Raw genomic sequence first — 19919 nt, 5'->3', positions numbered from 1 at the left:
ATACAGTCAAACACAATCAAAAAGCAGATCAAACGATCTGCTTTTTTTCATATTCGATTATTCCAGCACCAGACGTGCATTGGTCGGCTGTACCGGCCGGTTATTCGGATGTTCCATCAGCTGTGAAAAAGCCTGAATCTGCTGTCTCGAGGCCTGCTGAATCTGTTTGAAGACAATCCAGCGCACGCCTTCGGTACACGGCGGCGTGGTTAAAGAGCCGTTAAAACGATAATAATCCCGTTGCTCCGGTAAAAATGCCGCGGCTACATCCTGATGGTTTAAAATAATGGCCTCACCGGGTTGCTGCGGTAACTCCTGCCACAGCTGTTTCAGCTTCGGATTTTCCTGACCTTCCTGAAACATAATTGCCAGCACCGCCAGCTCACCCGCAGGTGTGGCATGTACCAGATGCATCTCCATCGCAAAACTTTGCCCCTGAATGGTGTTTTCACTTGGACTATGCAAATGGAACTGCTTGAGTTCGAAGACTTTCTGGTCCAGTTCCAAATGATTCCCCTGTTCAAAATTGACCTGGACCGTGCGCTGGTTATTCACAATAGTTTTGGCCTTGGCGGCATAGTTCAGTTTTAACGGCGGCAACTGTGCCGGTGTGGTCTGGGCAATATTAATGGGCGACTGATTCATGCCCGCGCAGGCCTGATATTCCGGTTTTAACTGGCTCCATTTATCCGGCGCAGTCTGTGCCGCATAGCTCCAGTCAAAATGACTGCCCTCGGCAGCAAAAGCCATATTCATACTCAAAAGTGCAGTCGCTGCAAAAATACTCCGTTTCATTCTTCAACCTTGAAAACACATCATCAAAAGAGCCTTGATCATCCGTAACCTGCGCCGGCAGGACAAAACCAAATCTTCCAACTGTTTATTGCTTTTGTATCTGATTAAAGCGGTTTTTGAGCGCTAAAATTCAGCCTGATGGCCTGATAATGACTTGTTCGATTCTCCGACTTATCAAGTTGTACTGATCAATCACGGCGTTGCCACCCAAACCTACCTTGGTTTCCAGTTCGATGGTGATGCTTTTTTATAAGTCCGGTACTAACAGTTTTCTGGCTGCTGGATCAGCGACTTATAAAACTGATGACACTCTGCTGGAATCAACCGGCAACAACATGAGGCATTGAAGAAATAGATCAGTAATTTTTCTGGCACTATCTGATTTTTTAGCTCAGCTTTAGCATGGAATTTTCGCGGTCTTACTAGGTATGTTAAGTTTTCTACCGGGATGGATTGGCCTCGAATTTTAGCTGCACCAGCATGAAGCATGATTGACGTTGTGATTTAGCCAACGCCACTTGTCATTGACGAGTTGATCACAGGATTCATCACTAAAAATGGAATATCTAAACCAAACCAGCTGATGAGTATCTTGCTTATTCAAAAGTCAGTCTTTCTGATCAGGAGCTTTGATCTATGAATTGATTGAACAGGAATTCGACAGTCTGCACGTCAGCGCCTGCATCTGTCTTAAATATGTCATAAACAGCCACTACACTGCTTGTCATCGGGATCGCACACCACTCCCTGCCCATATTCAGGGTCAATTCCAAGAAAGTGCCTTCCTCACTGCATAACATCAGCACAGCCACTATTCATCCAGCAAACGGCTGTGGGTCAAGGTGGAAGGCCATTATTTTTTATAAACCAGTTACGACTCCAGCGATTCCCTCCAGGATCGCTTTTTTTCTTTTTTAAGGGTTTATTTGTGCTGAACTGCCTCATCTTTGGGCAGGCTTCTGGCCCAGACCAGAATCGGAAGCAGACACAGCAGCGCAATCCCGCTAATCATCATTAAATAGCGTGCATAACCAAGCTGATCGCCCAGTATGCCGCTGAGGCTATACAGCCCACCACTGACAGTAGCCATCAGTGCCACCTGAAAGGTAAAATCGGTGCCGGCCAGCTGTTTGCGGCTATAGTGCATCACCAAAGTGAGCATCACCACCAGCAGCATCGCCGAGATACCATCTTCCAGCGCATTAATCAGATAAATCAGCCACAGCGCTACCGCCTGCTGCTGTTCATACTGATAGGCCAGCCAGCTATAGGCAGTTAAAGCCAGCACTTTCAACACTGAAAACAGCACTAAAGCCCGAGCACGTGACATCACCCTGAGCAATAAGCCTGCCACACCTGCACCCAGTAACGCGGCAAACGCCCCCAGCATGGTCACATAAATACCAATCTGGGAAAAGCTCAGGCCCAAATCGACCATTAACGGTTTGAGTAATGGGCCAGACAGACCATCGGCAATTTTAAAACTGAGCAGCACCCATAACCACAGTGCCAAGCTGCGGCTCTGGCGAAAATAACCCAGATACTGGCGCACAGCCTGCCAGGAAAAAGGCGTGGTCTTCTGCGCTATTTTGGCTGCATGTTGCGGTTCACGATACAGTAAAATTGGCAAGGTATTTAAAAATACCAGTAGCGCCAGCATCAGAAACGTGGCCTGCCAGTGCAGCCAGTCCAAAGCCCAGAGCATGGCGCCCCCACCAACAATAAAGCCCAGCCGTGAACCAATCACCTGAAAGGTATTGCCCCAGTGCTGCTGCTGGCCAGTTAAAATATTCACCGCCAGTCCATCGGTGGCGATATCCTGCGTGGCCCCAACCAGATTCATCAGCAACAGCCCGACAAAAAAGCCAAACAAATACAGCGGTTCATTCAGGGCCTGAATCGGGATAAATGACAGCCCGATTAACACCACGACACTCAGCAACTGAGTCGGAATAATCCAGGAACGGTAATGGCCCTGAGCGCTGCGGCCAAAGCGATCCACCCACGGCGCCCAGAAAATTTTAATCGACCAGGGCAACATTAACAGGCCAAAACCGCCAATATGCGCCAGCGATACCCCTTGCGCCCGTAAGATCACCGGCAAGGCATGGGTCATAAAGCCCACCGGCAGACCTTGCGCCCAATACAGGGAAAACAGCAACAGATAAAGATTCGGCATAGCAGCGGACATTCCTTTTTATTTCAGGCCAAGCGGATGGCTCCAGGCAAAACTGCTCAAACAAAAGCGTATTTTTGCTCTGCTTCCCCATTGAATAAAGTCGCAATATTTTGTAAAACTTGGCTGAGTTTCAGTAGGATAATACATAAAAACAATGACCAAGCAATTTCCTGTTTTACCTGATCAAGTACCTGGCCGCGGCAGCGCCCTGAGTCGAGGCTTTTTTAAATCGCTCTTTTTGGCCCAAGGCTGGCAGCTGAAAGGCGAATTTCCCAACCTTCCCAAAGCGGTGGCAATTATATCCCCGCATACCTCCAATATTGATGCCTGGCATGGCTTCGCTGCTTTGCTCGGACTGGGGCTAAAAGTCACCATTTTTGGCAAACATACCCTGTTTAATACACCGTTAAAACCGCTGCTGGAGTGGATTGGGGTGGTGCCGGTAATTCGCCATGCGCCGCAGGGCCATACCCAGCAGATTATTGAAATTATCCGGCAACGTGAACAGATCTGGGTCGGCATGGCGCCGGAAGGCACGCGCAAACAGGCCGAGCAGATTCGCAGCGGTTTTTATCATATTGCCTATGGCGCACAAATTCCGATTGTGATGTTCTCTTTTGATTATGCGCATAAGACCATTCATATTCTTGGTGTGTTTCATCCGACCGGGCATTATGAACAGGATTTAGACGCGATTTATCAGCATTATGAAGGCAAGTTTTCTGCCAAAAATCCGCACTGGCTGGCCAAGCCGTTACAAAAACGCTGGCCCAAAGACTAGCCAAAACCGTATTTTTTTGCTGAGATGTGCGCATATTTTGTTGAATTAATCTCCTATCGAATCATGAAATTACTGCAATTTTCGACAGCCGGCCTGTTATTGCTGGCACTTTCCGGCTGTGATCGGGCGGTACAAACCCCAGTGACTCCAACGCCTATTCAGGCGCGTGAACCGGTGGTGGCCATTGCCTTAGGGGGTGGCGGTGCCAAAGGTTTTGCCCATATTGGCGTACTGAAAGTTTTAGAATCACACGGCATTAAACCGAAAATTGTAACCGGCACCAGTGCCGGCAGTTTTGTCGGCAGTCTTTATGCCAGTGGTAAATCACCGTATCAGTTACAGCAACTGGCCCTAAACTTTAAAGAATCTGATATTCGCGACTTAACCCTGAACCGTCAGGGCTTTGTGCTGGGCCAGAAACTGCAGGACTATGTCAATCAGCAGGTCGGTAACAAAGCCATCCAGCAGTTCCCGATTCGTTTTGCTGCGGTCGCCACCCGTCTGGACAATGGCCGTAAAGCCGACTTTATTAAAGGCAATGCCGGTCAGGCGGTACGTGCCTCCTGCAGTATTCCGAATGTGTTTGTGCCGGCGACTATTGGCGGCACCAAATATGTCGATGGCGGTCTGGTCAGCCCGATTCCGGTCAAAACCGCCAAAGATATGGGCGCTGATCTGGTCATTGCAGTAGATATTTCCGCGCGTCCAACCGGTAATACGCCCATGAATATGTGGGGCCTGCTCGATCAGACCATCAACATTATGGGCCAGCAGAGTATTCATGAAGAACTGCGCCAGGCCAATGTGGTGATTCAGCCTAAAGTTGGTCATATTGGCACACTGGATTTAAAAGCCAGCAACCAGACCATTTTAGAAGGTGAAAAAGCTGCCCAGCTGAAAATCCGCGCCATTGAAAAAGCCATCAGCGACTTTAAAAAATCTCCGGCCGCTTTGGCACCACCACCCAAAGCCAAATTTTAACATCGGGGATTTTTTCATATCCAAGTCGGTTCTCATCTGCTACATTGAACAGCATACAGATTGATCTATATCAATGATTCTTTTTACAATCATTCGCGACGAGTCGATGTATGGAATTTGTTCTTGAACCTTGGCACTGGTTTGTTTTAGGCATTTTGCTGATTCTTTCCGAGCTGCTGCTGCCGGCTTTTGCTGCGCTCTGGTTTGGCGTGGGCGCGCTGATGGTGGGCGTTTTATATCTGCTGTTCCCGATGATGGGCACTACCACGCAGCTGGTGATGTGGATCATTTTATCGGTGCTGTGTACCCTGCTCTGGTTTAAATTTATTAAACCACTGTCGATTGATAAAACCAAAGCCGGCCTGTCACGGGAAGCCACCATCGGCCAGATTGGTATGGTCATCCAGACCAATCTGGAGCATGACGAAGTGAAAGTCCGTTTTCCGATGCCGGTGCTCGGTTCTGATGAATGGAACTGCCGCACTCTAAGTCCGGTGCAGGTCGGTGATCGTGTGCGTGTGGTCGATATTCTTGGCAATGATCTGGTTGTGCAGTTGCATAGCCTGCAGAATGACAACGAAAAACAGTGAGTAATATAAAATGAATGCTGGCTCCATTATTGTTTTAGCCCTGCTGGCCTTTGTGGCCATCACCATTTTTAAAGGGGTGCGTATTGTTCCACAAGGCTATAAATGGATTGTGCAACGTTTGGGTAAATACCACACCACCCTAAGTCCGGGTCTGAACTTCGTAATTCCCTATGTCGATGAAGTGGCCTATAAAGTCACCACCAAAGACATTGTACTGGACATTCCATCTCAGGAAGTCATCAGCCGCGATAACGCCGTTCTGCTCATGAACGCGGTGGCCTACATTAACCTGACCACGCCAGAAAAAGCGGTGTACGGGATTGAAAACTATTCTTGGGCCATTCAGAACCTGGTACAAACCTCGTTGCGTTCTATTGTCGGTGAAATGGATCTGGATGATGCGCTGTCCTCACGTGACCATATTAAGGCACGTTTAAAAGCCTCGATTTCAGATGATATTGCGGACTGGGGTATTACCCTTAAAACCGTTGAAATTCAAGATATTAAACCATCCAACACAATGCAGTCAGCAATGGAAGAACAGGCGGCAGCAGAACGTCAGCGTCGTGCCACCGTAACCAAAGCCGATGGTGAAAAACAGGCAGCCATTCTGGAAGCCGAAGGCCGTCTTGAAGCTTCACGCCGTGATGCCGAAGCACAAGTGGTGCTGGCCGAAGCCTCACAACGTGCCATTGAAATGGTCACGACAGCAGTCGGCGATAAAGAAATTCCGGTGGCCTATCTGCTTGGTGAACAATATGTAAAAGCCATGCAGGATATGTCGAAGTCGCCAAATGCCAAGACGGTGGTGTTACCGGCCGATATTCTGAATACCATTCGTGGGGTCATGGGCCGACAAAACTAAGCGCTTTTTAGCCAAAAATAGACAGCCTAGATGCTGTCTATTTTTATTGCCTGAAAGAAAAATCAGTATTTCATGCAAAATTATGGTTAAATTTCGCCTTCATTTTTTGAATCTTTCAGGACTTGTGAGTATCCATCAAGAATTTGCATGGAACGCATTGAGGCCATAAGTCCTTTACTGTCCAACATACTATATGGATACCGTATGAGCTCCCTAAATCCGACCTTAATCACCTTTCTGTTTTATATTGTCGCCATGATCGCGATTGGTCTGATGGCCTATCGCGCAACCACCAACTTTTCAGACTATATTCTGGGTGGCCGCCGTTTAGGCAGCTTTGTCACGGCCCTGTCTGCTGGCGCATCGGATATGAGTGGCTGGTTATTGATGGGTTTACCGGGGGCAATTTATCTGTCCGGTTTATCTGAGGTGTGGATTGCCATTGGTCTGATTATTGGTGCCTGGCTGAACTGGTTACTGGTTGCGGGCCGCTTACGGGTACATACCGAAGTGCAGCACAATGCCCTGACCTTACCAGATTATTTCTCCAATCGCTTTAATGACCAGAAAAAAGTGCTGCGTATTGTATCCGCCTTTGTGATTCTGATTTTCTTTGCGATTTACTGTGCCTCTGGCATGGTGGCCGGTGCGCGCTTGTTCGAAAGTATGTTTGAAATGTCGTATAGCACGGCCTTATGGATCAGTGCCATTGCCACCATCAGCTATGTTTTTATTGGCGGCTTCTTGGCGGTGTCCTGGACAGACACCATTCAGGCTGGCCTGATGATCTTTGCCTTAATCCTGACGCCTATTGTCACCCTGCTGACCTTTTCTGATTTATCTCAAGTGACGCTGGCACTGGAAGCTGCGCGTCCGCAAGCCATGAATCTGGTCGGTGATTTAAGTATTGTTGCGATTATCTCGTTACTGGCCTGGGGCCTGGGTTATTTCGGTCAGCCGCACATTCTGGTGCGCTTTATGGCGGCAGATTCGGTGAAGTCAATTCCAAATGCACGCCGTATTGGCATGACCTGGATGATCCTGTGTTTAGGTGGTGCGGTGGCGGCCGGTTTCTTTGGTATTGCCTACTTCCAGCAACATCCGGAACTGGCCGGGGTGGTGAATGCCAACCCTGAAACCGTGTTTATGGAGCTGACCAAAATCCTGTTTAACCCGTGGGTGGCTGGTATTGTACTGGCGGCAATTCTGGCTGCGGTGATGAGTACCCTAAGCTGTCAGCTGCTGGTGTGTTCAAGTACTCTGACTGAAGACTTTTATAAATCGTTCCTGCGAAAATCTGCCTCACAAAAAGAGCTGGTCTGGGTTGGCCGTTTAATGGTATTACTGATTGCCCTGCTGGCAATATGGATGGCCGGTAATCCTGAGTCGAAAGTGCTGGGCCTGGTGGCTTATGCATGGGCTGGTTTTGGTGCCGCCTTTGGTCCACTGATTATTTTGTCTTTATTCTGGAAACGCATGACTTTAAATGGCGCACTCGCCGGCATGATCGTGGGTGCGTTGATGGTGATTCTCTGGAAAAATGTCTGGGGCGATACCGGTATCTATGAAATTATTCCGGGCTTTGTCTGCTCGTTCATTGCCATTATTGTGGTGAGCTTGCTGGGCAAAGCGCCAAGCAGCAGCATTACTGAGCGTTTTGATGAAGCAGACCGCTTGTACAAACAACAGACTCAATAATTGCTCCATGCAAAAACAAAATAGCCAGTGACATCACTGGCTATTTTTTTAGCAACTTAATTGATCAATTCAAAGACTGGACAGTAAGAGAGTACGCGGACCATTTTGGATGGTGACAATGGCTGACAATCTCTGACCCAACTCTCCCACCAAAGAACAGCAAACGCCCCTTGCTGCTGTTCTTTAGCTGAATCTTTGAAGCAGCGTTTAAGATTCCAGCCCTTCTTTATTGCCCTGCTTTTTACGCGACTTGCTAAAGCGCTGCGCCGGCCAGGACATAATAAAACGTGCACCGCCCAAAGTGGTGCTCTGATCCACCTCAATCTTGCCGCCAAACCAGTAGGCAATCCGGCTGACAATCGATAGGCCCAGACCATACCCCCCAGAGGCACGGGTACGGCTATCATCTAAACGGGCAAAGGCTTCAAATACGCGGCTCCGGTCTTCTTCTGGAATGCCCGGCCCATCATCTTCCACACAGACATAAGCCACGCCTTGTGCAGTCACGCCACCGCTGACCAGTACCTTGTGGTCACAATAACGCACCGCATTCCCGACCAAGTTCTGCACCACGCGGTGTAAATAACGGCGCTCGGCATCGACTTCCAGACTGGTCGACATGGTTTGCAGCTGGATGTCCTTACCGGTTTTCAGCGCATCAGTTTCATTGACCACCTGATCCAATACATCAAACAGCACCACTTTTTCAATTTCCAAGGATGGCATGCCCTGCTCCAGTTTGGCATAGGTCATGATCTCGTCAATCAGGGTATTCAGTGCTTCAATGTCTTTATCAAGCATGTCCAGCTGCTGAATCCGGTATTCATAATTATCTTCTTCAGCCAGCATTTCCATACCAAAACGAATCCGCGCCACCGGGGTACGCAGTTCATGCGATACCGCGCGCATCAGCTCGCGCTGGGCTTCTATCAGACGCTGGATATGATCGGACATGCTGTTATAGCTGGAGGCCAGACTGGCCATTTCATCTGAACCGTCAATGGGTAAACGCAGGTTTAAATCGCCGGTTTTCATGCGGTTCAAGGCAAAATTTACTTCACGGATTTTGCGCTGCATCGGCAGAATCAGGCCATAAATGCCCAGACTCAGAATAAACAGACTCAGCAAGGTAATCCCGGCCGCCAGCTGGAATGGCATCCAGTTAAACAGCGGAACCGGACCAAGTACCAGCACCTCGGACGGCGAATTCGGCATTGGCGAAATAATGGAGATGGTGGTGCCACGTACGCTGGCATTATCCCGATACAGGATAATGCTGTGGTCCAGCCTTAAACGGCCAATTTGCTCGGAGTCGAGCGGTAAATCGGCAATGTTCTGAATGTCGATAGGATAAGAAAACTGATCCTGGATACGGGCCAGATATTCTTTTTCCTGTCCCGGGAAATAGACCAGATAATCCAGAATAAAGATCGGCAGTGCCTTCATTTGCCGTTCGGTAATTTCATCGGCCTTGATATACAGATAATGTTCCGGGTCATTTCTCAGGCCCATAATAATATAGGCTGTGGTCGTTTCTGCATCGTAACGTACCGCAGCCTTGCGCTCTTTGATCCGTTTCAGTTCGGCCCGTGACAGCTCGACCTTATCGGCAGCAATATAATAAATGGGCAGTTCCAGCAAATCCGAGGCATCTGAAATCCAGTCCTGCTTTTGCTGCTCATTGGGTTGTCGCGCCACCCCTTCACTAATGATATAGGCCATACCATCGGTCAGGGATTCACGATATTCTTGCGCGCGCTGATAGTTAATGATCTGAACCAGCAAATAGCCAAACACGGCCACCAATGCCACCAGAATTACCAATCCTGCATAAATCCGCAAGAATATACTGTGTTTGAACACGAAAAACAGTCCTATATCAGATACGCGCGACGATTATATACCATTCGTTTCTTTGACAAATAAGTATCCTTTGCTGCGTACAGTTTTAATACGCTTTGGATTTTCCGGGTCATCGCCAATTTTTGGACGGATGCGCGAAATACGTACGTCAATTGAACGGTCCTGACCGTCATATTCAATCCCGCGCAGGCGTTCGAAAATATCTTCACGTGACAGGATACGGCCAGCATTCGAAGCCAGTAACCAGAGCAGGTCATATTCTGCGCTGGTGAAATCGACCAGTTCACCATTCAAGGTTACTGAGCGGCCACCATTGTCGATGACCAGGTCATCAAATTCGATACGCTGTGCCACTTCATCTTCAGGGGCTTTGTCAGTACGGCGCAGCAAGGCACGAATACGCGCCAGCAGAACACGTGGCTGAACCGGCTTGGCGACATAGTCATCTGCACCCATTTCCAGACCCAGAACCTGGTCCATATCTTCGGTACGTGCAGTGAGCATCAGAATCGGTTGATGATAATGTGGACGAACCTCGCGGCAAATGGTCAAACCGTCTGCACCCGGCAGCATTACATCCAGCACCACTAAATCTGGCTGCTCCGCGATAATACGGCGGATGGCACGGTTCCCATCTGGCTCGACACCCACTTCCAGTCCGTTACGGATCAGGTATTCCTGGGTTAAACGTGCCAGACGCTCATCATCTTCAACAATTAAAATTTTTGGTAACTTTTCTTCTTGGCTCATGAACTGCCCCTTTATTTGATTAAACGTATTCTATCCTTTTAAAATCCGGGAGATACGTCGAAATATATTCTGCAATATACACACGTTTACATTGTAAACAAGATGCTATTCACTAAACTGATACATCAAAGTAGCTTTTTGTTATATTTTTATTAATTATTGAATTCCTTATACTTTTCTCTTTTTAACTGAATTCCATGAATTCAACAACATAAATCTTTTTAAAATGTACAATTTTTTTGCAGCTTTTGGCCATTGATCAGAATGTGACTGACTGTTCAAAGAGATTTTTAGTTATCCACAAGTTTATCTATAAGCAGATTATGCCGGCTTTGTTATGCTATGCCCGTGTCCGATAAGGCTTATAGCCGAATGGACAAATCGGGGATTTTTTTGCAAAAGATTTTATCCAAAAAACGCCAAAAATTTTAAAGAAAAGTCAATATTGATCTACCCTAAAATTTCCCGTATCTTGTGTTCAATTCAATTTTAAACCACTAAGTCTTGTGTTTATTCCTCAAACACTGTGGCCTATTTTTTGCCCGGTTCAATGGTCTATAAACATAACAATAGATGACAATGGAGCTATGCTGACATGAGCGTAATCACATCCACACCCGGTCAACTTCAGGTGATTAAACGCACCGGTGAAGTGGCCCCTTTCGATGCAGAAAAAATCTCTGTAGCGATTGGTAAAGCTTTCCTGGCGGTTGAAGGTCAGCAAAGCGCCGATTCCAGCCGTATTCATGACCGTATCGAACAACTGACTGAAATGGTTCTGAACACGTTTAAGCGTCGTTTACCATCAGGCGGCACCATTCACATTGAAGAAATTCAGGACCAGGTTGAGCTTGCGCTTATGCGTACAGGCGAACAGAAAGTTGCTCGTGCTTATGTCATCTATCGCGAACAACGTTCTGAAGCACGTAAGCAGATGGGTGCCAACCATCACCCGACCTTACAGATCACTGACAGCCAGGGCCAGTTAAAGCCACTGGATTTAAGTGCATTGACAGCAACCGTCACCACTGCAGCTGAAGGTCTTGAAGGCATTGATGTTCAGGCCATTGTCGATGAAACCGTGAAAAACCTGTACAACGGCGTAAAAGAGTCAGACATCTCAACCACCATGATGATGGCGACGCGTACCCGTATTGAACAGGAACCAAACTATACTTACGTTACTGCGCGCCTGCTGTGTAATGACTTAGTGGCAACAGGCCTGGAGTTCCTGGGTCTACCAGTAGAAACCCCTGAAGGCGAAGCTCTGGAAACCTTCCTGAAAAAAGGTATCGAGCTGGAGCTGCTGTCAGAAGACCTGCTGAACTTTGATCTGGCAAAACTGGCCGCTGCCATTCAGCCAGAACGTTCTAACCAGTTTACGTATCTTGGTTTACAGACGTTATTCGACCGTTACTTCATCCATAAAGATGGTATCCGTTTCGAATTGCCACAATTGTTCTTCATGCGCGTTTCTATGGGTCTGGCGCTGAACGAAGACAACAAAGAAGAACGTGCAATTGAGTTCTATAACTTGTTGTCGAGCTTCGACTACATGGCTTCTACACCTACCCTGTTTAACTCAGGTACGCTACGTCCGCAGTTATCTAGCTGTTACCTCACCACCATTGGTGATGACCTGTACGATATTTATGGCGCAATGCGTGATAACGCAATGCTGTCTAAATGGGCAGGCGGTTTAGGTAATGACTGGACTCCAGTTCGTGCCCTGAACTCTTACATCAAAGGGACCAACGGTAAATCACAAGGTGTGGTACCGTTCCTGAAAGTCGCGAACGATACTGCGGTTGCGGTGAACCAGGGTGGTAAGCGTAAAGGTGCGGTCTGTGCCTATCTTGAAACCTGGCACTTAGACATCGAAGAATTCCTGGAACTGCGTAAGAACACCGGTGATGACCGTCGTCGTACCCATGACATGAACACAGCCAACTGGGTTCCTGACTTATTCATGCAACGTGTGTTTGAAGATGCAGAATGGACCCTGTTCACGCCATCTGAAACACCAGACCTGCATGATCTGACTGGTCAGGCCTTCACTGAACGCTATACACATTACGAAGCGGTAGCGAAAGAACAGAACCTGCTGCACAAGAAAGTACGTGCCAAAGACTTATGGCGCAAAATGCTGTCGATGCTGTTCGAAACCGGCCATCCTTGGATCACATTCAAAGACGTATGTAACCTGCGTTCACCACAACAACACGTAGGCGTGGTGCACTCATCTAACTTGTGTACAGAAATTACCCTGAACACCAGCAAAGATGAAATCGCGGTCTGTAACCTGGGTTCAATTAACCTGGTACAGCACGTTCAAGGTGGCAAGCTGGATCATGAAAAACTGGCACGTACCATCAAAACTGCGGTACGTATGCTCGACAACGTGATTGACATTAACTACTACGCGGTACCACAGGCGAAAAACTCGAACCTGCGTCACCGTCCGGTAGGTATGGGGATCATGGGCTTCCAAGATGCACTGTACGAAATGGGTATTGCCTACGGTTCTGATGCAGCAGTTGATTTTGCTGATGAATCAATGGAAGTGATTTCTTACTACGCAATTCAAACCTCAAGTGATCTGGCGGTTGAACGTGGCACCTATGAAACCTTCAAAGGTTCATTATGGGATCAGGGTATTTTACCAATCGACTCTTTAGAGCTGGTAGCGAAAACCCGTCCTGAGCGCATGTTTGAAGTTGATCGTACCCAACGTCTGGACTGGGACACTTTACGTGCCAAAGTTCAAAAAGACGGTATGCGTAACTCGAACGTGATGGCCATTGCACCAACAGCAACTATTTCTAACATCTGTGGCGTGTCTCAATCGATTGAGCCAACCTTCCAGAACCTGTATGTGAAATCAAATCTGTCTGGTGAGTTCACTGTGATCAACCCTTACCTGGTACGTGCATTGAAAGAACGCGGCCTATGGGATGCGGTAATGGTCAACGACCTGAAACACTTCGAAGGTTCAGTACAAAAGATTTCGCGTATTCCTGAAGAGCTGAAAGCCATCTTCGCGACTGCGTTTGAAGTTGAGCCGCGCTGGATTGTGGATGCTGCATCTCGTCGTCAGAAATGGATTGATCAGGCACAGTCACTGAACCTTTACATCTCTGGTGCAAATGGTAAAAAACTGGACATCACTTATAAGATGGCTTGGTTACGTGGTCTGAAAACGACGTATTATCTACGTGCTTTAGGTGCAACATCGGCTGAGAAATCAACCATTAACACGGGCGCACTGAATGCAGTAAAACCAACCACAGTTGCGGCGTCGGTTGCAGCAGTGGCACAGGAAACTGCACCTGCGGCAGCTCCAGCAGCGGAAGAAGGTTTTGAACAGGCGGCACCCGTGCCAATGGCATGTTCAATTGACAACCCGGATTGTGAGGCTTGTCAGTAATTAATCCTCCCCGACCCTCCTTTTTCAAAGGAGGGAGATTCCTCGAAGCAAATGGCGGGATACAAGTCCCCCTTTGCAAAAGGGGGATTTAGGGGGATTAAAAAATTTAGGCAATAAAAAAGCCCTCTAGCGTCGACCAAAACTAACTAGAAGGCTTTCAATCTCGATGTGGCATTGCTAAGAGGTCACCCCGAGGCTGGCATATGAGAATGCGATAGCAATTCTATCACTGAATTGGTTATTGAGCCAGTGTAAGTCATCTTGGTAAGTATCAATGAGGTACGGAGCCATGGCTAAAAAAGCTGCTCGTAGTGCAATCACTGGTCAATACGTTACATTGGAATATGCAAAAAAGCATCCCAAGACAACAGTTATTGAAACAGTTAAGCTAACTAAATCATCTAAAAAATGATTTAAACATGAATCCTAGTTTCGACTAGGGTTCATTTATATAAAGTGAAGGAAATCACCATGCCTCATATGACTCATATGACTCATAACTATATGTTAGGACTCGCGGTTCTGGTCTTTTCCTTTATTTTCTTTTACACGCCGATGGTCTATGCCTTTTTGGCCATTCGCAAACAGAAGCGAAAGCAAAATAAGTCTTGAGGATCGTGTTCTACGTACATTTTTAGAACAAGCATCGGCAAAACTTAATTTTGCTTTCACAAATTAAGCGTATAGTAAGACATCTCCCCTTCGTCGTGAGATGTCCAATAAAAGATATAAAGCAACGAAGAGAGAATTGATATGTCTATCCTAAGTTGGGACGATTTCGAAGATGATTCGCAAAAACCGGCTGCTCCTGAACACCAGCCTACGCCCGTCGAACCGCAAAAAGCGGCTAATCCGCAAGTGGTACCTGCTGCAGAGCAACCACAGACGCATGTGGCAGCTGCACAACCCGCTGCAACCCCTCGAAGCGGATCAGCAAATTCAACCGATTCGCTGGCAAGAGCATCTGCTTCCCTAGAACAGCTTGACGTGGCGCCTGGCCTGGAAGAGCTGGAAATGGGTGCAGGACGCGTACAGGTTGATGACAAACGTATGATCAACTGCCGCGCTGACTTAAACCAGCTGGTGCCGTTCAAATACGAATGGGCTTGGCAAAAATATCTGGATGGTTGTGCCAACCACTGGATGCCACAAGAAATCAACATGAACCACGACATCGCGTTGTGGAAGTCTGAAAATGGCTTGACTGAAGATGAACGTACCATCGTGATGCGCTCACTGGGCTTCTTCTCGACTGCTGACTCACTGGTGGCCAATAACCTGGTTCTGGCGATCTACCGTCACATCACTAACCCGGAATGCCGTCAGTACATCTTGCGTCAATCGTTTGAAGAAGCGATTCACACGCATGCTTATCAGTACTGTATCGAATCTTTAGGCATGGATGAAGGCGAAGTCTTCAACATGTACCGTGAAGTACCATCAGTCGCACGTAAAGCAGCTTGGGGCCTGAAATACACCCAATCTTTAAGCGACCCGACTTTCAAAACCGGTACCCCTGAAAACGACCAGATTTTGCTGCGTAACCTGATTGCATTCTACTGCGTACTTGAAGGTATTTTCTTCTACTGCGGTTTCACGCAAATCCTGTCAATGGGCCGTCGTAACAAGATGAATGGTGTGGCGGAACAGTTCCAGTACATCTTGCGTGATGAATCAATGCACTTGAACTTCGGTATCGACATGATCAACCAGATCAAGATCGAGAACCCGCACCTGTGGACCGCCGAGTTCCAGCAAGAAGTGATTCAAATGATTCTTGAAGGCACCATGCTTGAGATTGAATATGCGCGTGACACTATGCCACGTGGCGTATTGGGCATGAATGCTGGCATGATGGAAGAATATCTGAAGTTCATCTGTAACCGCCGCTTAAGCCAATTGGGCTTACCTGAGCAGTTTAGCGGTGTGACTAACCCGTTTGCCTGGATGTCTGAGATGATGGACCTGCGTAAAGAGAAGAATTTCTTCGAGACGCGTGTAACGGATTATCAGACGGGCGGTGCGTTGAGCTGGTAAGCGAAAGATTTAAAAAATCCCGCTCTTGAGCGGGATTTTTTTGCAATCTAAAGGAGGATTCAAAAATCCTCCTGATTCATAATTTAAATTTGGTTGTACTTAATTAAATCATCCAACACCAAATTAGATGCCGTCGTATTTTCAAGTATAATCAAATCCGTTTTTGCATATGTAGTATCTGTCGCAGAACCATCCCGATCAATCGTAACGACGGTATGCTCTCCACGTTGCTCTAGGGTCACAAAATTTCCTAAAGTTTCGCTTGTAACACTTTGTTCACCAAGTAGTGCTGAGATATCAATACTATCCCCTTCAGTAGCATTAAAGTCGGTCCAGGTATCTGTTCCATTTCCGCCGGTTGCATCTGTTTCTGCACCTTCAAGTACATTATAAATAACAGTATCTGCTACGCCTCCATAGCTTGAATAACTATCATCATAACGGCTGCCTGTAATTGAAGCGCCTATTCCAATATTCAGGTTCGCAGTATCAGATAAACCACCCACATCATTTACAGTATAAGTAAAGCTCTCTGTTTGACCAATACTGTTGCCATCTTGCGTTGTGTAAGTGTATTTACCACTCGCATCAACATTTAATATTCCATAAGTACCAGTAATATTTACAGAATCCTGATTCTGCAGCAAAACATCATTCTGATAGATATGTCCATTTTCAAAGCGATATGTCTCTGCTCCTTGTTGAATGGTGAAAGTCGCTACATTAGAAACAATATCTTCTTCCAGTAAATTACCCTCTTCACTATATATACCCTCTATAGTTGTAAAGTCATTTAACGAAGTTTCAATCACTGAAAGTGTCGTATCAACTGTAAACTCACCATTATTTGAGGCAAGCAAAATTTCACTTACTCCACTATCTGTTGTTAAATTTATAACACTAATCGCAAGAGTATAAGTGCCAGCTTGCAAATTAGAGATTTCAACAGATGCTTCATAAGTATCTGTACCTAACGTCAAATCACCACTCAGCCCCGTAACAGAATTACCATCAGCATCTAAAACTTGGTAAGTTGCAGTTACGTCCCCCCATGTGTCATCTACCAACCCCAGTCCTAATGTACCATCATTTAACTTAGCAACAATATTTAATGTACCATTTGCTACCGTGTTTTCGCTGACTGTGAACTCATTTGAGCTAGTATAAGTATTGCTCATCGTAGCAGTATAGGTAGTAACCGGGATAAATCCTGATGTTTCACTTGTAACATCTCTTGAAGTTAGCATTGCATCCGCCTCAGGAGTTTCTATTTTTGACAATAATCCACTTACCGAATTAGTTTGGGCAATTAATACAGTTGCATCGTCATCAACTGCATCTACAGTAATCACACCATCGGCTTGAAGATCATTTTCATCCCAAACAATAGTTAATCCTTCAGCATCAGTACGGATATTGAGATAAGCTTGTGAAGTATTACCAGCTGCATCAGCTACTGTATAAGTGAATGTATCAACTTTACCCACATCATTAATATTCCCATTACTTACATAGCGATAAGAACCATCAGCTTGCATATACAAAATACCGTAATTACCAGATATCGCGGTTTCTGTATTATCTGTTGCAATTGGTGTATTCACAGCATGTGTAGTTTCAGCAGAAATGCCTTGTGTCACTGTCAGACCTTCACCAATATCTGCTACATCTGAATCTGCTCCACTCACTAACACATTACCTACTGCATCTGCTGTTGAGTACTGAGTTGATGTTTCTATACTAATATTCACACCACTAAGAAGCCCTACATCAGCAATTGCTCTTAATAATTGACTTAGAGCTCCATCTCCTGACGGACTCGAGAAAGCAATCGTATAATTGCCTTCTGGTATATCAGTAAATTCAATATTTTCTGCTGTCATTACCGTGGTCAATAATGCTGGTGTTAACTGAAGAGCATTTTCAACTGTTGTAACAATCTCACCTGTATCAAGATTCACCAACATCAAATCAGCAGAAAGAGTTTGACCAAATAATGCCCCTATTGAGTCAACTAATGCTCTAAGATCTAAACCTGTTGTACCATTTACATCTATCGAAACATCTTGAGTGGTATCAGGAGCAACAGTAAAATTAAAGCCACCTGCACTTAAGTCAATCTCTGCTAATCCTGATAATACATTTGCACCAGCTAGTCCAAAAATAAAACCACTGTCGGTCAGATTATTTTCGATAACCGTGTCGAGTACATTCACATTATTTAAATCGTCATTGGCAAATAGAACTGCCTCAACAACTAAACTGTCTGTAATTGTGCTTTCATTGCCTGCTGCATCAATAGCTTGCACAGTAACGTTATAACTACCATCAGCTAACTCTGGAAGCTGGCCATCGGCAAGTGTCCATGTACCATCACCATTATTCACTGCGGTATAATTAATACTATCCACAGTCACAACAACTGTTGCTGTCGGATCATCAATTGTACCTTGTAAAGTTGGCGTACTATCACCCGTTGTATTTGTCACAAGAGTTGTTATTGGTGCTTGGGCATCAATGCTTGTACTTGCGGCTTGAGAAGGGTTACCAGCAGCATCAATTGCTATAACATTAAGTACTGCCCCATCTGTTAAGCCTGGATTTGTGATTGACCACAAACCATCAGCTCTTACGACTGTTCTGCCAATTTCATTGTTATTCTCATCAGTTACAACCACTGTTGAGCCCGCTTCTGCTGTACCTGTAATATCTCCTGTAGCACTTACAGGATTAATCACAGGAGCATCCGGTGCATAATCATCCAAAATATTAATAGTTAAAGTTGCGCTATCAGTCGTTACTCCATCCGCACCTAATATTGTATAAGTAAATACTTCTGATTTTCCGATAGATTCAAAATCACCATTTCCAATATATTCATATGAACCATCAGCGAAAATTGTTAAAACCCCATACTCTCCGTTAATGCTTACACCGCCCGTAGTCACCTCTTGCGCTGCACCGTCTCCAAATTGAATATGAGTAACTGTTGCTAGCTCAGGATTTTCATCATTGGTTAAAACATTATTATCGACAGAGTAATTTTCAAATATCGTTGAAGTCACTTGGGTAGTAATGCTAGTTTCCTGCAATAAAGTCAGGGTATTTGAAAGTAGTGCGGTTGCTGCTGCATCAACAATCGTATCTAACAAACCGGTTACACTGAAGCCAAGTAAAGAAATTGCATCAGCATTACTTAATAAACTGTCGTTTAATGCGCCAACAAGTTCATCTACAGGTAGGCCATTCACTAATGTAAGTACAGGCGGTAAGATAACCTCTGTGACTAATGCTGCAATAGCACCACCACCTAAAGCATTATTTACAGCATCAAGAACAACTTGTTGATTATCGGCACCTAATAACACGCCTGCATCACCGAGTTCTTGAAGTGAAATACCACCACCATCAGTATCAAGTAGATTAGTTAAGGCACCCGCATCATTACTGACTACAACACGATAAGTACCTGCTGGCAAATCAGATACTGTTGCAGTTAAGGTATTATCTCCTGTAATCCCTAATATCCCCAGCCCAGCTACATCACCAACTAATTCAGAGTCTTGGGTGACTGCTGAATACACAATATTGCCATTTTCATCTAAAACATCAACACGATACGCATCAGCTACTGCAAGTAATGATGTTTGTGAAATTGAAATTGCAAGGCTATTTATAGAGCCAGAAAGTACCACTTCTGTTCCTGCATCCGCACCGCCAGTTGATTCAAGCAAATTAATCACTTGAACATTCTCATCAACAACAGCTGGCTCGGTTGTTGTGATTTCATTCCCCATATCTAGATTTACATTGTCATCTAGAGCAATCTGGACTACTGGTGCAGTTAATGGGATCAAGTCATCTAGTCGACCTTGTAACCCGTCTTTCTCAACTTGTACTTCTGTCGGTAACGCATTTACTGCATTTTGTGCGATGGCTTTTAGTTCGGCAGC

Annotated in this window: 14 protein-coding genes; 9 read left to right on the top strand and 5 right to left on the bottom strand. The window is 46.0% G+C overall.

The genetic code is table 11. The features are described 5' to 3' along the window. Positions 1 to 57: 57 nt before the first annotated feature. Entirely contained in the window at positions 58 to 795 is a 738-nt protein-coding gene (locus tag F905_RS01030) for a carbonic anhydrase (protein WP_005176041.1), read from the bottom strand. 922 nt (positions 796 to 1717) lie between these two features. Then, positions 1718 to 2974 carry an MFS transporter gene (locus tag F905_RS01020; protein WP_005176040.1) on the bottom strand — a complete coding sequence of 419 codons (1257 nt, stop codon included), beginning with the start codon at positions 2972 to 2974 and terminating at the stop codon, positions 1718 to 1720. Positions 2975 to 3128: 154 nt separating this feature from the next. On the opposite strand from F905_RS01020, the gene F905_RS01015 reads away from it, so the two are divergent. The 5 genes from F905_RS01015 to putP all read left to right on the top strand — a co-directional run bounded on the left by F905_RS01015 (position 3129) and on the right by putP (position 7889). Then, positions 3129 to 3755, top strand: a complete 627-nt coding sequence (locus F905_RS01015; protein ID WP_005176034.1) for a 1-acyl-sn-glycerol-3-phosphate acyltransferase — start codon at positions 3129 to 3131, stop codon at positions 3753 to 3755. Positions 3756 to 3818: 63 nt separating this feature from the next. Further along, entirely contained in the window at positions 3819 to 4736 is a 918-nt protein-coding gene (locus tag F905_RS01010) for a patatin-like phospholipase family protein (RefSeq protein WP_005176032.1), read from the top strand. Positions 4737 to 4846: 110 nt separating this feature from the next. Continuing rightward, the gene (locus F905_RS01005) at positions 4847 to 5326 is read left to right on the top strand and encodes an NfeD family protein (protein ID WP_005176030.1); all 480 of its coding nucleotides are present in this window, start codon (positions 4847 to 4849) and stop codon (positions 5324 to 5326) included. A gap of 10 nt (positions 5327 to 5336) precedes the next feature. After that, positions 5337 to 6191, top strand: a complete 855-nt coding sequence (locus tag F905_RS01000; protein WP_005176027.1) for an SPFH domain-containing protein — start codon at positions 5337 to 5339, stop codon at positions 6189 to 6191. Positions 6192 to 6395: 204 nt separating this feature from the next. Next, positions 6396 to 7889 carry a sodium/proline symporter PutP gene (gene putP, locus F905_RS00995; RefSeq protein WP_005176024.1) on the top strand — a complete coding sequence of 498 codons (1494 nt, stop codon included), beginning with the start codon at positions 6396 to 6398 and terminating at the stop codon, positions 7887 to 7889. A gap of 207 nt (positions 7890 to 8096) precedes the next feature. Here the strand turns inward: putP and bfmS are convergent, their stop codons facing one another. Together bfmS and bfmR are read right to left on the bottom strand one after the other, a co-directional pair. After that, positions 8097 to 9752 carry a sensor histidine kinase BfmS gene (bfmS, locus tag F905_RS00990; protein WP_005176021.1) on the bottom strand — a complete coding sequence of 552 codons (1656 nt, stop codon included), beginning with the start codon at positions 9750 to 9752 and terminating at the stop codon, positions 8097 to 8099. 33 nt (positions 9753 to 9785) lie between these two features. Continuing rightward, positions 9786 to 10502 (bottom strand): response regulator transcription factor BfmR, encoded by a 717-nt coding sequence (gene bfmR / locus F905_RS00985; RefSeq protein ID WP_005176018.1) that lies wholly within the window; start codon positions 10500 to 10502, stop codon positions 9786 to 9788. A gap of 595 nt (positions 10503 to 11097) precedes the next feature. On the opposite strand from bfmR, the gene F905_RS00980 reads away from it, so the two are divergent. The 4 genes from F905_RS00980 to F905_RS00975 all read left to right on the top strand — a co-directional run bounded on the left by F905_RS00980 (position 11098) and on the right by F905_RS00975 (position 15966). Then, on the top strand, positions 11098 to 13929 hold the full coding sequence (locus F905_RS00980) for a ribonucleoside-diphosphate reductase subunit alpha (protein WP_005176014.1): 2832 nt from the start codon (positions 11098 to 11100) through the stop codon (positions 13927 to 13929). Positions 13930 to 14218: 289 nt separating this feature from the next. Continuing rightward, entirely contained in the window at positions 14219 to 14341 is a 123-nt protein-coding gene (locus F905_RS15695; protein ID WP_257978073.1) for a hypothetical protein, read from the top strand. Between the two features lie 68 nt (positions 14342 to 14409). Beyond that, positions 14410 to 14541: a preprotein translocase subunit YajC gene (locus F905_RS15630; protein WP_081401161.1), complete on the top strand. Its 132-nt coding sequence runs from the start codon at positions 14410 to 14412 to the stop codon at positions 14539 to 14541. Positions 14542 to 14682: 141 nt separating this feature from the next. Further along, positions 14683 to 15966 (top strand): ribonucleotide-diphosphate reductase subunit beta, encoded by a 1284-nt coding sequence (locus F905_RS00975; RefSeq protein WP_005175999.1) that lies wholly within the window; start codon positions 14683 to 14685, stop codon positions 15964 to 15966. A gap of 83 nt (positions 15967 to 16049) precedes the next feature. Here the strand turns inward: F905_RS00975 and F905_RS00970 are convergent. After that, on the bottom strand, positions 16050 to 19919 hold a 3870-nt coding region (locus F905_RS00970; protein ID WP_005175995.1), incomplete at its 5' end, for a beta strand repeat-containing protein.

The organism is Acinetobacter sp. CIP 53.82, assembly GCF_000369465.1.
Classification (GTDB): domain Bacteria; phylum Pseudomonadota; class Gammaproteobacteria; order Pseudomonadales; family Moraxellaceae; genus Acinetobacter; species Acinetobacter indicus.
This window is presented reverse-complemented; position numbering and strand designations above follow the sequence as displayed.

Bases quoted from the DNA above. Each gene is read 5' to 3' on its own strand.
- F905_RS01005 (WP_005176030.1), top strand. From the start codon at position 4,847: ATGGAATTTGTTCTTGAACCTTGGCACTGGTTTGTTTTAGGCATTTTG.
- putP (WP_005176024.1), top strand. From the start codon at position 6,396: ATGAGCTCCCTAAATCCGACCTTAATCACCTTTCTGTTTTATATTGTC.
- F905_RS01020 (WP_005176040.1), bottom strand. From the start codon at position 2,974: ATGCCGAATCTTTATCTGTTGCTGTTTTCCCTGTATTGGGCGCAAGGT.
- F905_RS00975 (WP_005175999.1), top strand. From the start codon at position 14,683: ATGTCTATCCTAAGTTGGGACGATTTCGAAGATGATTCGCAAAAACCG.
- F905_RS00980 (WP_005176014.1), top strand. From the start codon at position 11,098: ATGAGCGTAATCACATCCACACCCGGTCAACTTCAGGTGATTAAACGC.
- F905_RS01030 (WP_005176041.1), bottom strand. From the start codon at position 795: ATGAAACGGAGTATTTTTGCAGCGACTGCACTTTTGAGTATGAATATG.
- F905_RS15630 (WP_081401161.1), top strand. From the start codon at position 14,410: ATGACTCATATGACTCATAACTATATGTTAGGACTCGCGGTTCTGGTC.
- F905_RS01010 (WP_005176032.1), top strand. From the start codon at position 3,819: ATGAAATTACTGCAATTTTCGACAGCCGGCCTGTTATTGCTGGCACTT.
- F905_RS01000 (WP_005176027.1), top strand. From the start codon at position 5,337: ATGAATGCTGGCTCCATTATTGTTTTAGCCCTGCTGGCCTTTGTGGCC.
- F905_RS15695 (WP_257978073.1), top strand. From the start codon at position 14,219: ATGGCTAAAAAAGCTGCTCGTAGTGCAATCACTGGTCAATACGTTACA.
- bfmR (WP_005176018.1), bottom strand. From the start codon at position 10,502: ATGAGCCAAGAAGAAAAGTTACCAAAAATTTTAATTGTTGAAGATGAT.
- F905_RS01015 (WP_005176034.1), top strand. From the start codon at position 3,129: ATGACCAAGCAATTTCCTGTTTTACCTGATCAAGTACCTGGCCGCGGC.